The sequence below is a fragment of the Aestuariibaculum marinum genome (assembly GCF_014596975.1).
Taxonomy (GTDB): domain Bacteria; phylum Bacteroidota; class Bacteroidia; order Flavobacteriales; family Flavobacteriaceae; genus Aestuariibaculum; species Aestuariibaculum marinum.
The window spans coordinates 644,349-658,514 of the sequence record NZ_JACVXD010000001.1; the positions used below are offsets into that span (position 1 = coordinate 644,349).

The 14,166-nt window shown below is 36.1% G+C and carries 11 protein-coding genes; 9 read left to right on the forward strand and 2 right to left on the reverse strand.

Going from position 1 to position 14,166, the window contains the following annotated elements:
- The first annotated feature begins 100 nt into the window (after positions 1-100).
- From ICJ85_RS02880 to ICJ85_RS02900, 5 genes are all read left to right on the forward strand, one after another.
- Positions 101-997 carry an aldose 1-epimerase gene (locus tag ICJ85_RS02880; protein ID WP_188222257.1) on the forward strand — a complete coding sequence of 299 codons (897 nt, stop codon included), beginning with the start codon at positions 101-103 and terminating at the stop codon, positions 995-997.
- Positions 998-1,003: 6 nt separating this feature from the next.
- Positions 1,004-2,155 carry a galactokinase gene (gene galK, locus ICJ85_RS02885; RefSeq protein ID WP_188222258.1) on the forward strand — a complete coding sequence of 384 codons (1,152 nt, stop codon included), beginning with the start codon at positions 1,004-1,006 and terminating at the stop codon, positions 2,153-2,155.
- Between the two features lie 10 nt (positions 2,156-2,165).
- Positions 2,166-3,185 carry a UDP-glucose--hexose-1-phosphate uridylyltransferase gene (locus ICJ85_RS02890; RefSeq protein WP_188222259.1) on the forward strand — a complete coding sequence of 340 codons (1,020 nt, stop codon included), beginning with the start codon at positions 2,166-2,168 and terminating at the stop codon, positions 3,183-3,185.
- A 125-nt stretch (positions 3,186-3,310) separates the two neighbouring features.
- Positions 3,311-4,873, forward strand: coding sequence for a hypothetical protein (locus tag ICJ85_RS02895; RefSeq protein WP_188222260.1), 1,563 nt, complete (start codon positions 3,311-3,313; stop codon positions 4,871-4,873).
- 55 nt (positions 4,874-4,928) lie between these two features.
- Positions 4,929-6,032 carry a lipid II:glycine glycyltransferase FemX gene (locus ICJ85_RS02900; protein ID WP_188222261.1) on the forward strand — a complete coding sequence of 368 codons (1,104 nt, stop codon included), beginning with the start codon at positions 4,929-4,931 and terminating at the stop codon, positions 6,030-6,032.
- Positions 6,033-6,038: 6 nt separating this feature from the next.
- Here ICJ85_RS02900 and ICJ85_RS02905 read toward each other — a convergent pair whose 3' ends face one another.
- Together ICJ85_RS02905 and glyA are read right to left on the reverse strand one after the other, a co-directional pair.
- Positions 6,039-7,208 carry a MalY/PatB family protein gene (locus ICJ85_RS02905; protein ID WP_194420793.1) on the reverse strand — a complete coding sequence of 390 codons (1,170 nt, stop codon included), beginning with the start codon at positions 7,206-7,208 and terminating at the stop codon, positions 6,039-6,041.
- Between the two features lie 323 nt (positions 7,209-7,531).
- Positions 7,532-8,806 carry a serine hydroxymethyltransferase gene (gene glyA, locus ICJ85_RS02910; RefSeq protein WP_188222262.1) on the reverse strand — a complete coding sequence of 425 codons (1,275 nt, stop codon included), beginning with the start codon at positions 8,804-8,806 and terminating at the stop codon, positions 7,532-7,534.
- Between the two features lie 202 nt (positions 8,807-9,008).
- Here glyA and fahA point away from each other — a divergent pair, with 202 nt between their 5' ends.
- From fahA to ICJ85_RS02930, 4 genes are all read left to right on the forward strand, one after another.
- Positions 9,009-10,295, forward strand: a complete 1,287-nt coding sequence (fahA, locus tag ICJ85_RS02915) for a fumarylacetoacetase (RefSeq protein WP_188222263.1) — start codon at positions 9,009-9,011, stop codon at positions 10,293-10,295.
- A 109-nt stretch (positions 10,296-10,404) separates the two neighbouring features.
- The gene (locus tag ICJ85_RS02920; protein ID WP_188222264.1) at positions 10,405-11,583 is read left to right on the forward strand and encodes a hypothetical protein; all 1,179 of its coding nucleotides are present in this window, start codon (positions 10,405-10,407) and stop codon (positions 11,581-11,583) included.
- A 222-nt stretch (positions 11,584-11,805) separates the two neighbouring features.
- Positions 11,806-13,095, forward strand: coding sequence for a serine hydrolase domain-containing protein (locus ICJ85_RS02925; protein WP_188222265.1), 1,290 nt, complete (start codon positions 11,806-11,808; stop codon positions 13,093-13,095).
- Positions 13,096-13,215: 120 nt separating this feature from the next.
- Entirely contained in the window at positions 13,216-14,166 is a 951-nt protein-coding gene (locus ICJ85_RS02930; RefSeq protein ID WP_188222266.1) for an NmrA/HSCARG family protein, read from the forward strand.

Sequence of the window (14,166 nt, forward strand, 5' to 3'; positions counted from 1 at the left end):
AATCAAATTAAAATTAAACGTAATAAATACGTTTAATTCTATATAAAAATACATTTTTAGTTAGTATATTTGTAACTCTTAATCTGATAATTAATCAAAATTGTACAACATAAATCTTAAAACGGATAATTCTAAGGGTTTAGAATATATTGAAATTGAGAATGCTTCAATTCTAACCTCCGCAAAAATCTATACAAGTCTTGGTGGCAGCTTACAAGAATTAACCCTAAATGGAAAACCATTAATAACCTCATTAGACCCTCTGCCCTATTCCGATACTTACGCATCATCTATTTTATTTCCTTTTGCAAACAGAATAGATAACGGGAGCTATACTTTTGAAGACAAAAATTTCGAATTCCCAATAAACGAAATAGGCAACAATAATGCGCTGCACGGTTTAGTATTCAATAAAACTTTTAAAGTGGTTGACCAATTTACTGATGATAATCAAGCTTCAGTAACATTGGAATACGTAGAGAAAAACGAATCTAAAGGTTTCCCATACACCTTTGCCATTCAGTTAGAATATATTTTAACTGAAACTTCACTAGACTTAAATGTGACAATAAAAAATACCGATAACAAAACGTTTCCTTTTACCTTAGGATGGCATCCGTATTTTGAATCAGCGAACCTTTTCGATAGCACATTAAGTTTTAGTAGTGACAAACAATTAGTTTTAAATGACCGTTGCATTACCACAGGAACAACAGACGTTTCAGGTACCAATCATTTTGAAATTAAAGATAAATATCTTGACGATTGCTTCCTGTTAAACCATAACGATATTACATTCAATACCCCAGAATATAGCTTTGTAATGAGTAGTTCTTCGAAAGAAAGCTTTTTACAAATCTATACGCCACCAAAAAAGACACACGTGGCCATTGAACCAACCACAGGTGTTTCTAACAGTTTTAACAATAACATGGGCTTACAAACCTTAAAACCAAACGAAACCTACCAACTAAACTGGAATATTAAACTACAATAGTTAATTATGAATAAAGCATTAGTGAACAAGGTAAAAGAAACCTTTGTAGATAAATTTAACACACAACCGCTCGTGGTATTTTCTCCGGGGCGTATCAATATCATTGGAGAGCATACCGATTACAACGATGGTTTTGTATTTCCGGCTGCCGTAAACAAAGGAATCGTTGCGGCCTTTCAAAAAAATGATTCCGATACCTCGTTAGCTTACGCTATTGATGTTGATGATACTTTAGAATTTTCAGTCGATAACATTCAACCTTTAGCTAAAGAAAGCTGGGGAAATTATGTTTTAGGTGTTATTGCTGAAATTCAGAAAAAAGGACTTAGCGTTGGGAATTTCAATGTAGTGTTTAGTGGAAATATTCCGGCGGGTTCAGGCATGTCATCTTCTGCCGCACTTGAAAACTCTGTGGTTTTCGGATTGAATGAATTGTTCAATTTAGGATTAACAAGAGAAGACATGATTTTCATTTCGCAAAAGGCAGAACATAACTATGTAGGTGTTAACTGCGGCATTATGGACCAATATGCGAGTATGTTCGGCATTAAAAACCACGCCTTATTGTTAGATTGCAGATCGATTGAAGCCCAACCTTTTCATATCGATTTTGAAGGTTACGAATTAATGTTAATCAACACCAACGTAAAACACAGCCTGTCCGATAGCGCTTATAACGACCGTCGTTCGGTTTGTGAATCCATTTCTGAAATGCTAAATATAAAAGCCTTAAGAGATGCTACGGAAAATGATTTAGAAACTGTAAAAGATAAAGTTACCGAAGAAAACTATCAGAAAGCTTTATTCGTTATTCAGGAAAACAAACGTGCCGAATTAGCATCAAAAGCGATGAGCGATGGCGATTTGAAAACTTTAGGCGAACTCATTTACGGCTCACACCATGGCTTACAACACCAGTACAAAGTAAGTTGTGAAGAGCTAGATTATCTAGTCGACCAGACTAAAGAAAACGACCATATTCTGGGCGCCCGAATGATGGGCGGCGGTTTTGGTGGTTGTACCATTAACTTAATAGCGAAATCTGCTGTTAACGATTTTAAAACAAAAATATCAGAACTTTATAAAAACAAATTTGGTAAAGACTGTTCTATTTACTCTGTAGAACTGGCCGATGGCACCGGATTAGTAACTGTCTAAAGCAAAAACAATGAATACCGATTTACAAGATTACTCACATAAACGATTCAATATACTTACTGGCGAATGGGTTTTAGTTTCACCGCACCGAGCAAAACGCCCTTGGCAAGGACAAAACGAAGCGGTTTCAAACGAAGTTAGACCCTCCTACGATGAAAGCTGCTACCTTTGCGCAAGTAATACTCGAATTAACGGCGAAGTAAACCCGAAATACGAAAATGTATTTGTGTTTACTAACGATTTTGCTGCACTGCAAACCGATTCTAAAACTTTCTCAGTTGATGATGGTTTATTGAAAGCACAAAGTGAACAAGGTATATGTAAAGTGATTTGCTTTAGCCCCGACCACTCTAAAAGTTTAGCCGATATGGCGCCTAACGAAATTGAGCAAGTGGTTTTAGAATGGCAAAAACAATATCAGGAACTTGGCGATAACGATTTAATTAACTACGTTCAGATTTTTGAAAACAAAGGTGCTGTTATGGGGTGTAGTAATCCGCACCCACACGGACAAATCTGGAGCCAAACTACGTTGCCAAACGAAGTTGAAAAGAAAGACACACAACAACGCAACTATTATAACGAGCATAAAAAAAGTATTCTAGGAACGTATCTGGCTCAGGAATTAGAGAAACAAGAACGCATTATTTTTGAGAATGACGCTTTTGTGGTGTTAATTCCGTTTTGGGCAGTATGGCCGTTTGAAACTATGATTGTGCCAAAAAAACACCAGACGAATATTTCCGAAATGAAAGACGAAGAGACATTGCTTTTTGCTGAAGCTATTTCGGTAATTACCAAGGCTTACGATAAACTATTCAACACCTCATTCCCGTATTCAAGTGGTATACATCAGGCACCAACAAATGGTGAAGATAACAGTCACTGGCACTGGCATATGAGTTTCTATCCTCCGCTATTACGAAGCGCAACGGTTAAAAAATTCATGGTAGGCTATGAAATGTTTGGTTCTCCACAGCGTGATATTACCGCTGAAAGCGCTGTAAAAATGCTTCGCAATTTATTGTAATTGCTAAAAAACATAAAACACATAATAAAACCTGATGCAATGCATCAGGTTTTTAATTTTTAAAACAATACACTAAATCATAACTTCAAAAGTTATATTTTTAGCCTACGAAATAAATGCCTTTAATGAAACACTATATATACTTTTTACTTACTTTTTCATTTTTAATGCTTTGGAGTTCTTGCCGTAAAGATTTTGAATTTTCTCCAAATACCGGACATCTGGAATTCTCAAAAGATACCGTGTATTTAGATACCACATTTACCAATATTGGCTCCAGTACTTACACATTAAAAGTATACAATCGCAGTAATACCGATATCAATATTCCATCGGTGCAATTAGGCAAAGGTAACAGTTCAAACTACCGCTTGAATATAGACGGTATGGCAGGAAAAGTGTTTAGTAATGTACAAATTCAGGCCAAAGACAGTATTTATATTTTTGTAGAATCAACTATCAATATTAACGATTTTGCTAACGACGGTACCTTTTTGTACACCGATCAAATTCAATTCGATGCTGGTAGCAACCAACAAAATGTAGAGCTGGTTACTTTAGTTCAGGACGCCGTGTTTATTTATCCGAATCGCGATTATGACACTAAAGTTATTGAAACTTTAAACTTAAATATTGGTGGAGAGGAATACGAAACCGATATACAAGGGCGCACCCTTCAACCAAACGAACTCCATTTCACAAACGAAAAACCCTATGTTATTTATGGTTATGCAGCCGTACCTAATGGCTACACTCTAACCATAGATGCCGGAGCGCGTATTCATTTTCACGAAAGCTCAGGGCTGCTGATTTCTGAAGGTGCGTCACTTCATGTCAATGGCGCATTTAGTGCCAATCAAGATGTACTGGAAAACGAAGTCATTTTTGAAGGTGACCGCTTAGAACCGGACTTCGCAGACATTCCGGGGCAATGGGGAAGCATTTGGCTGTTTGAAGGTAGTACGAACAACATTATCAACTACGCGACCATTAAAAATGGCTCTATTGGAATTTTATGCGATGGTGGCGCTGAAGCTTCCGAAGATGTTTTAAAAATCACCAATTCACAAGTCTATAATAACACTGGTTTTGGTATTTTGGGACGAAACACCTCTATTTCTGGAGATAATGTTGTTATAAATAATGCTGGACAATCTGCTTTTGCAGGCACCTTTGGTGGGCGCTATAATTTCACCCATTGCACCATTGCCAATTACTGGAGTAACGCCAGACAGTTCCCTGCCCTGCTATTAAATAATTTTATTATTGACGCAGATGAAAATACCATTGTCACAGATTTAACCGAAGCTAACTTTAACAACTGCATCATTTATGGAAATGATAACCCCGAGCTATTGTTAGATGAAGTTGAAGAGGAAACCGTAAGTTTTAATTTTAAGTTTACCAATTGTTTGATTCGTTTCCAGGATAATACCAATTTCTTTTCTGGGCCTAATTATGATTTTGAAGACACCACACATTACCAAGGTAATATTTTTAACCAAACCCCGGATTTCTTTAAACCCGCAGAAAACATACTAATAATTGGCGAGGAATCGGCTGCAATCAATCAAGGCCTAGCTAGTTTTGCAACGCAAGTTCCAACCGATTTATTAAACGTAAACCGAACCGCTGCACCCGATTTAGGCGCATATCAGTATATTACCTTTCCAGAGGAAGAAATATAAAGTCTTAGATCATTTCATATTATCTATATGATTCTGTAGTTTTGCCGCCAAAAAAATGATTTGTGAGCTACGAGAAAAGGAAATTCAAGAATTTGATGCGACAAACATATTACCACAAACGCCTTTCTGGGGACGTGTAAAAGAAAATCAGGGGTTTACCCCCAAAGGCTTTGAACTTACCATTTCAAAAGATTTACTGGTTAGCGATGCCAGTTCTATTGAAAAAAAAGGTGAAGATTTATTAATTTTAATAAAGTACGTTAATCAAAATCAATGTTTTGCTTACGTACCTTACGGACCGAAATTAGAGCCTAATTTTGAAAACCAAGGCTTGTTTTTAGAACAACTTTCAGAATCTATAAAACCCCACCTCCCTCCTAACTGTATTTTTATTCGCTACGATCTGATTTGGGAAAACCAATGGTCCACCGAAAAAGAATATTTTGATGACAATGGCAACTGGATTGGTCCGCCGCCAAACCAAACACAGGAATTCAGAGTAAATTTCAGTACTGCAAACTGGAATCTACATAAAAGTGTTGGCGATAACCTGCCCAAAAATACCTTCTTTCTAGATCTAACTTTAGATGAAGAAGACTTATTGTACAATATGCGTTATAATACAAGATACAACGTTAGAAAAGCGCATAAAAAAGGAATTCAGGTTCGTGAATATGGTATAGAACATATGGCAGACTGGTATAAATTGTACCTAGAAACAGCTAATAGACACGGCATACCTGCTCAAAATGAAGAATTTTTCTCTACTATTTTTAAAAATCAGGATAACAATAAAAAAGGGGTTACTGTAAAAATGTTAATGGCTGAAAAAGAAGGTGATTTTTTATCATCCATGTTTCTGGTTTTATCAAAAAAACGAGGAACTTATCTTTATGGCGCTTCTTCAACAGACAAAAATAACTTAACCGCCAGCTATGCATTACAATGGGAATCCATGAAGATATCAAAAGCCTGGGGTTGCACGGAATACGATATGTTTGGTTCGGCACCAAATTTAAATAGAAGTCACCCACTCCACGGTGTCCATATTTACAAAAAAGGTTTTGGTGGCGATTTATACCACCGTATGGGCTGTTGGGATTACCCCTTTAACCAAAAACTTTACGATTTGTACAAATTACAAGAAATGCAGAATTAAGTTAACTTATCCATCCATCGCTGCTTTTAATTGACGAAAGGCGCGTTGAATTTTTACAAATGGAGATGCTATATTCATTCGCATAAATAACTGGTAATCGGATCCAAATGTTGAACCAAGAGCCAAACCTACTTTTGCTTTATTGAATACTAAATCTTTTAATTCTGTTTCGGAGATGTCCAATGCTGAAAAATCTAACCAGATTTGATACGTGCCTTCCGGTCGAATCATTTTTACCTGAGGCAATTCCGTATTTAAAAACTCTTCAATCCAATTTACCGTTTGCTCTAAGTAAACAACTAAATCATTTACCCAAGTATGACCTTTGGTATACGCCGCTAAAATGGCATACGCCGATAAAGCCCCTCCCTGATGCAAATACATTGATGTTGCTAAACTATTAATCTGCTTAAACTGGGTTGTATTATTGGTATAAATATAGCCATTGGCAATACTTTGCATACCAAAGGTTTTTGCTGGAGATCCTAAAACAGCAATATGTTTTTCGGTCTCCTCAAAAGATAAAATGCTGTGGAATTTAGAATTTGAAAAAACTATTTCGGAATGCACCTCGTCACTAACTATGATAACATTATATTGATTCGCTAAATGTATTAGTTTTTGTAACTCCTCACGATTCCAGACACGCCCAACAGGGTTATGGGGATTACAGAGTAAAATAACCTTTGTATTTCCAGATTTTAACTGACGCTCCATATCGTCAAAATCAAAGGCGTAATGACCATTTTCAATTTTTAACGGACTATCTATTATGGTTCGATTTGCAGTTTTAATTACCTGAAAAAATTGATGATAGACTGGCGTTTGAACCATAATACCATCGCCTTCTTCGGTCAACGCTCTTAATATAACCGCTATAGCTGTGAGCACCCCATTAACTTGTATAAAATTTGCAGGTTTCATTTGCAAATCATGGCGCTCTAAATTCCAATCGGCTATTGCTTGTTTAACCTGCGGACTAATATCTTCATAGGCATATACTCCTCGTGCTACAATATCCTGTAAAGCTTCGGTGATTGGTGGAGCTACTTTAAAATCCATATCAGCAATCCACAAGGGCATTACATCGTCAGCCCCTAAAACCATCTTTAAGTATTTTGGATTATTCTTTACAAAATAATTTTCAACGTTATGTTCTAGATCGAATATGCTCATGCTATGATTTATTTTATAGTCGTTACTCAAAACTACCAATATTGATTTAGTTTATCTAAATTTTATGTTGAATTTAAGATTCCTGAATCTTTTGCGTTAGGGATTGAAGTATTGTTGGGTCTCCTTGAAAAGAGCGACTACTAAAATATTTATATTCATGAGTTCCCTAATTTTAAATAGACCAAGCACGAATAAAGCCCAACCTTGAGCAAAGTCGAAAGGTAACACCTAAACATAAAAAATCCCGCTAGTTAAGCGGGATTCTTTATAAATATTATGGATACGAATAGATATTGAAACACGTTCAATATAACAGCATGTAATTACGCTACGAATAACGGTCTGTCCGCCATTAACGCATTTACTTTTTCTCCTACTGCTTCTAAAACAGCTTCGTCTTGGTAATTCATGATTACTTCATCAATTAACTCAACGATTTGCTCCATTTCAGCTTCTTTTAAACCTCTGGTTGTAACGGCTGCAGCTCCAATACGGATACCTGAAGTTACAAAAGGAGAACGTGTATCGAACGGCACCATGTTTTTGTTAACCGTGATATCTGCCTTTACTAAAGCCTGCTCAGCATCTTTACCAGAAATATCTTTGTTACGTAAATCGATTAACATACAATGGTTGTCTGTACCTCCTGAAATAATGTTATATCCTTTTGCTACTAACGCTTTAGCTAAAGCTGCAGCATTAGTTTTTACTTGCAATTGGTAGTGTAAAAACTCATCAGTTAACGCTTCTCCAAAAGCAATTGCTTTAGCTGCGATGATGTGTTCTAATGGTCCTCCCTGGTTTCCTGGGAATACTGCAGAATCTAATAAAGAAGACATTTTACGTAAACTACCATCTTTTAATTTGATTCCGAATGGATTCTCGAAATCTTTACCCATCATAATAAGACCTCCTCTTGGACCTCTTAACGTTTTGTGAGTTGTTGTTGTTACAATGTGACAGTGCGGCATTGGATCATTTAAAATACCTTTAGCAATCATACCTGCAGGGTGAGAGATATCAGCCATTAAAATAGCGCCAACGCTATCAGCAATCACTCTGAAACGTTCGAAATCAATATCACGAGAGTAAGCAGATGCTCCAGCAATGATTAATTTTGGTTGCTCTTTAGTCGCTATCTCTTGAATTTTATCGTAATTTAATACACCTGTCTCTTCTTCTACACCGTAAAATACAGGGTTATATAATTTACCTGAAAAGTTTACTGGCGATCCGTGAGTTAAGTGACCTCCGTGCGATAAATCGAATCCTAAAATTTTATCACCAGGTGTTAAACACGCGTGGTAAACAGCTGTATTTGCCTGACTTCCTGAATGCGGCTGTACGTTTACATACTCGGCTCCAAACAAAGCTTTCGCTCTATCAATAGCTATTTGCTCTACTTCATCAACTACTTCACATCCACCGTAATAACGTTTTCCTGGATATCCTTCAGCGTATTTATTTGTTAGTACTGATCCGGCAGCCTCCATAACTTGATTGCTTACAAAGTTTTCAGACGCAATAAGCTCTAAACCATGTAATTGGCGCTCTTTTTCAGCTTGAATTAATTCAAAAATTTGTTCGTCGCGTTGCATATAAAATTAAATTCTAGTTAAATATTGTGCAAAAATAACAAATAGATTAGTTAAAAGCATCAAAAAACATATATTTACTAATAAGTTTTTTACCTTTTTATTAACCCTGTATTTAAACCCAATTTTTATTTATTTTTTTCCCGAAAAATGAAAATTTTATGTAGGTTTGAATATTATCAACTATTAAATAAAAGTAAAAGTTATGCGATTAGCAGCTAACAATCCAGATAGAACATCGTGGTTACACGTCGATAAAAATTCAGATTTCCCAATTCAGAACATTCCATTTGGTGTTTTTTTAACGCGTGATGACATTATTACTATCGGAACCCGTATTGGTGATACCGCTATAGATTTAGGGGCTTTACATCAATTAGGATATTTTGATGGTATTCCTTTAACCGACGATATTTTTCTTCAGGATTCGTTAAATGATTTTATTGCTGATGGAAGAAAAACATGGCGTGCAGTTAGAGACCGTATTGCTGAAGTTTTCGACAGCAAAAACACCACATTAAAAAACAATAAAAGCCATAAAGAAATTGTTCTATTTCGTTTAGATGAAATTGAAATGCAACTGCCTGTTGAAGTTGGCGATTATACCGATTTTTACTCTAGCATGGAACACGCTACAAATGTTGGCACCATGTTTAGAGATCCAGATAATGCCTTATTGCCAAACTGGCTACATATTCCGGTGGGTTACCACGGAAGAAGTTCTTCGGTTATTCCATCCGGTATCCCGGTGCATAGACCTCAAGGACAAACCTTACCAGAAGGGGCTACCGAACCGGTTTTCGGACCAAGTAAACTGGTTGATTTCGAATTAGAAATGGCGTTTATTACCACCGATGCTAACGATTTAGGAGAACCTATTCCGGTTGATGAAGCAGAAGAATATATTTTTGGATTAGTCTTATTAAATGACTGGAGCGCACGTGATATTCAAAAATGGGAATATGTACCTCTGGGACCGTTCTTAGCAAAAAACTTTGCAACATCTATTTCACCGTGGATTGTAACCTTAGATGCTTTAGAGCCTTATCGTGTTGAGAGTCCAAAACCTGTAAAACCACAGTTAGACTACCTTAAATATTCTGGTAAAAAGAAAAGTTTTGATATTCACCTAGAAGTGTCTATTCAGCCTGAAGGTGCTAAAGAAAACATTGTATCGAAGTCTAACTTTAAATACATGTACTGGAATGTTGCACAACAACTGGCACACCATACTATTAATGGATGTCCTGTAAATTCCGGTGATTTAATGGGTAGCGGCACTATTTCAGGACCTACCCCAGAATCTTACGGGTCGATGCTGGAATTAACCTGGAAAGGTGAAAAACCCATAAAATTAAAAGACGGCACCGAGCGTAAATTCATTAATGATAATGACACTGTTATTATGCGTGGCCATTGCGAAAAAGACGGCACCCGCATCGGGTTTGGCGAAGTTTCTACTAAATTACTACCTGTATTTAAAAAGAAATAAATTTATTTATACTCTATAACATTAGCCCTCAAATATTACATTTGAGGGTTATTTATTATAAAATGGCATTACTATTGTTTACCCCTAATCAAAACTCAAATTTTAAAGTATGAAAAAACAACTACTCTCAATTCTATCTTTATTTATACTTTGCGCTTGCAGTAGCAGCAAGCAAATAGAAAAATCTTTAAGTACCGGTAATTATGATCAGGCGATTTATGATGCGTTAAACAAATTACGTACCAATAAAGATAAAAAAGGAAAAGCCGAATATATTGTAATGCTGCATGAAGCCTACAATAAAGCCACTGAACGCGATTTAGGGTCTGTCGATTTTTTAAAACAGGATAACAACCCTGAAAACTATATTCGTATTTACGATACTTATGTGAATTTAGATAATCGTCAGGAACGTATAAAACCTGTTTTACCACTTTATGTGAATGGTAGAGAAGTAAAATTTGATTTTAACGACTACTCGAGCCATATCATTTCATTTAAAAATGATGCTTCACAACAAATCTATCAAACAGCATTAAGCCTGTTAGATTCAAAAAATAAATTAGATTTTCGTCAGGCTTATAATGACTTCAAAGAAATTGAAACAATCAATCCTAATTTTAAAGATGTCCGTCAGCTTATGGATGTAGCCCATAGCAAAGGAACCGATTTTGTTTTAGTGGATATGGTTAATGATACTGAAAAAGTAATTCCGCAACGTTTAGAAGACGATTTACTTAATTTCAGTACCTACGGATTAAACAATTTATGGACGGTGTACCACAATACTCCGGTTAATGAAGTAAATTACGACTACAACATGCGGGTAAATTTAAGAGGCATTAATATTTCGCCTGAACAAATTAAAGAGCGTCAAATTATAAAGGAAAAACAAATTATTGACGGTAAAAAAGATTTATTAGACGACAATGGCTATCAAGTAAAAGACAGTCTGGGTAACGTTATAAAAATTGACAATTTAAAGACAGTGCGTTGCGAGTACTACGAATCGACACAATTTAAATCTGTTCAGGTTACAGGAAATGTAGAATATGTAAATCTAAACACCAAACAATTAGAAGACGCATTCCCTATTACGAGTGAATTTGTGTTTCAGCATATTTTCGCAACATCAAGAGGCGATCGTCGTGCCTTAGAAACGGATTTATTGCAATATTTAAATAATCAGCGTGTGCCCTTCCCTAGTGAATCGCAAATGATTTACGATACCGGTGAAGACCTCAAAGCACAGCTCAAACAGATTATAAATTCCTATTCTATTAGATAAATAAAAAAACGCCCGACTAAGTTGGGCGTTTTTTTATTAGGGACAGTCTAATACAATTCACGTTTTCAAGTGTAAAACTTCAAAAAACAAAGATTCAACAAACTAAAAACCAACACCTTAAATAGTTAAAAATTCAATAATTTTGTGCTTTTAGTCGGATTATCAATACATTTTATCCTATATTTGCGAAAACCAACAGTTAGTAACCCATAACTTAACCCGATGCAAAGATCAAAAGTCTTAGTCAAGTCTGTGTTTATTATTCTGGCTATTTCAGCCTTAACTATTAGTGTTTTTAAATACTCTTCAACACCTGAAGAAAAGGTAGTTGCTACACCAGAATTACCTAAAAAACCAACCATAGACCCTCAGGTTTTAAAACGTTATAAAGACCAGCAAGCTGACTTAAAAGCGGCTGTGGAAACCTATTTCGAAAACGCCATTAATAAAGGATATATTATAGGTGCAGGAGTAAGTATTGTAAAAGGTGATTCTATTGTCGTTTCTGAAGGCTTTGGTAAACGTAATGCTAAACTAAAAGATCACGTAAACAATGAAACCATATTTCGTTTAGGATCTATTTCTAAAGGCTTCGCAGGAATATTAGCAGCAAGTTTTGAAAATGAAGGTTTACTTAACTGGGAAGACAAGGTAAGTGATTTTATTCCTGGGTTTCAATTGGGAGATCAAACCAATACCGATAAAATTACATTAGCGAACCTCCTATCGCATACTTCAGGAACACCATATCATAGTTTCACTAATCTAGTTGAAGCAGGATTACCTTTAGCAGATATTGCCGAACGCTTTAAAGAGGTTGCCCCGGTTAGCACACCGGGTTCTATGTACAGTTACCAAAATGCGATGTTTGCACTATGTGGAGAAGTTATTCGCAAAGAAACCGGACAAGATTTATCTTCAGCATTAATTAATCGTTTTTTCAAGCCGTTAGATATGCATTCTACCTGTATGGACCACGAAACCTTAACGCATGCCAAAAATGTAGCTTCCCCTCATATTAAGAGAACGCACGGTTGGAAACCTATAAAACTTACTAACAAGTATTATAACGCCATTGCTGCAGGTGGCATTAATGCCAGTGCGTTAGATATGGCTAAATGGATGCGTTTCCTTTTGGGACATAATCCTGAAATCATGGATAAATCGGCTTTGTTTGATGCCTTTAAACCATTTATAGAAATCGGTGGACATAGTAAATACTACCAAAGGTGGCCTGGTCATTTAAAATCGTATTATGGATTTGGATGGCGCATTCACAAATATGCTGAAGAGGACTCACAAGAAGAAAAAACCATTCTTCATCATGGTGGTAGCGTGAATGATTTTAGAAATGAAATTGCTCTGTTCCCAGAAGACGACTTAGGAATTTGTGTACTTCTAAACAGTCATTCCAGAATTGCTTCCAACGTTATTCCTGAACTTAAAGAAATTATAAAACAGGTTTACAACGAGAACCACACCGATCATTCTAAAGATTTAGCAAGTTTATAAGCTTCCTTTCTCAAAACTAATTTTGTTACGCTCATTTTTCTTATCTTTAGAGTACTTGCCCTAAAGAACCATTTTCCATTCATCTACTTTCTTAAATTTTAATTATTAAATAAGTAAATCATGGAAACCAAAAAGATTATAACTGTATTTGGAGCCACAGGAGCTCAGGGAGGCGGGCTCGTAAGAGCTATACTCGCAGATCCTAGTTCTGAATTCACAGTACGAGCTGTAACCAGAAATGCCAATTCAGAAAAAGCAAAAGCCTTAGCAAATTTAGGCGCCGAAATTATTGAAGCCGACATTGATGATCCAGAAAGCATAAAAAAAGCTATTGATGGTGCTTATGGTGCTTATTTCGTTACGTTTTTCTGGGAACATTTTTCTGCTGAAAAAGAATATCAAGAAGTTGAAAATTTTATTAATGCCGCAAAAGCCAGTAATTTAAAGCACATTATTTGGTCTACCTTAGAAGACACAAGAAACTGGGTGCCATTAGATGATGACCGCATGCCTACGCTACAAGGAAAATACAAAGTACCTCACTTTGATGGCAAAGGTGCGGCTGATAAACTTTTTACTGAAGCAGGCTTGCCGGTAACCTTTTTAAGAACATCATTCTATTGGGATAACTTCATCTATTTCGGCATGGGACCACAAAAAGGAGAAGATGGTAATTATTACATCGCATTTCCTATGAACGATAAATCCTTAGCAGGTATGGCAGCCGAAGATATTGGAAAATGTGCATATGGCATTTTCAAAAAAGGCCAATCTTTACTTAATAAAACCGTTGGTGTGGTAGGTGAAAAGTTAAGCGGAATAGACATGGCAGACAAACTTTCTAAAGCCTTAAATATTAATGTAATTTACAACAATGTAAGTGCTGACACCTATCGAAGCTTTGGTTTTCCTGGAGCCGATGATTTAGGAAACATGTTTCAGTTTAAAAGAGATTTTAACGAAGACTTCAACAAAGTTCGCAACGAAGCCTTCTCATTAGAACTCAATCCTGAAATGCAAAACTTTGACAAATGGTTGTCCCTTAACGGTTCTCGAATTCCTATCGATTAA

What these genes read in the sequence shown, in the direction of transcription:
- galK (WP_188222258.1), top strand. Translation starts at nt 1,004, where the DNA reads ATGAATAAAGCATTAGTGAACAAGGTAAAAGAAACCTTTGTAGATAAA.
- ICJ85_RS02890 (WP_188222259.1), top strand. Translation starts at nt 2,166, where the DNA reads ATGAATACCGATTTACAAGATTACTCACATAAACGATTCAATATACTT.
- ICJ85_RS02895 (WP_188222260.1), top strand. Translation starts at nt 3,311, where the DNA reads ATGAAACACTATATATACTTTTTACTTACTTTTTCATTTTTAATGCTT.
- ICJ85_RS02900 (WP_188222261.1), top strand. Translation starts at nt 4,929, where the DNA reads ATGATTTGTGAGCTACGAGAAAAGGAAATTCAAGAATTTGATGCGACA.
- ICJ85_RS02905 (WP_194420793.1), bottom strand. Translation starts at nt 7,208, where the DNA reads ATGAGCATATTCGATCTAGAACATAACGTTGAAAATTATTTTGTAAAG.
- glyA (WP_188222262.1), bottom strand. Translation starts at nt 8,806, where the DNA reads ATGCAACGCGACGAACAAATTTTTGAATTAATTCAAGCTGAAAAAGAG.
- fahA (WP_188222263.1), top strand. Translation starts at nt 9,009, where the DNA reads ATGCGATTAGCAGCTAACAATCCAGATAGAACATCGTGGTTACACGTC.
- ICJ85_RS02920 (WP_188222264.1), top strand. Translation starts at nt 10,405, where the DNA reads ATGAAAAAACAACTACTCTCAATTCTATCTTTATTTATACTTTGCGCT.
- ICJ85_RS02925 (WP_188222265.1), top strand. Translation starts at nt 11,806, where the DNA reads ATGCAAAGATCAAAAGTCTTAGTCAAGTCTGTGTTTATTATTCTGGCT.
- ICJ85_RS02930 (WP_188222266.1), top strand. Translation starts at nt 13,216, where the DNA reads ATGGAAACCAAAAAGATTATAACTGTATTTGGAGCCACAGGAGCTCAG.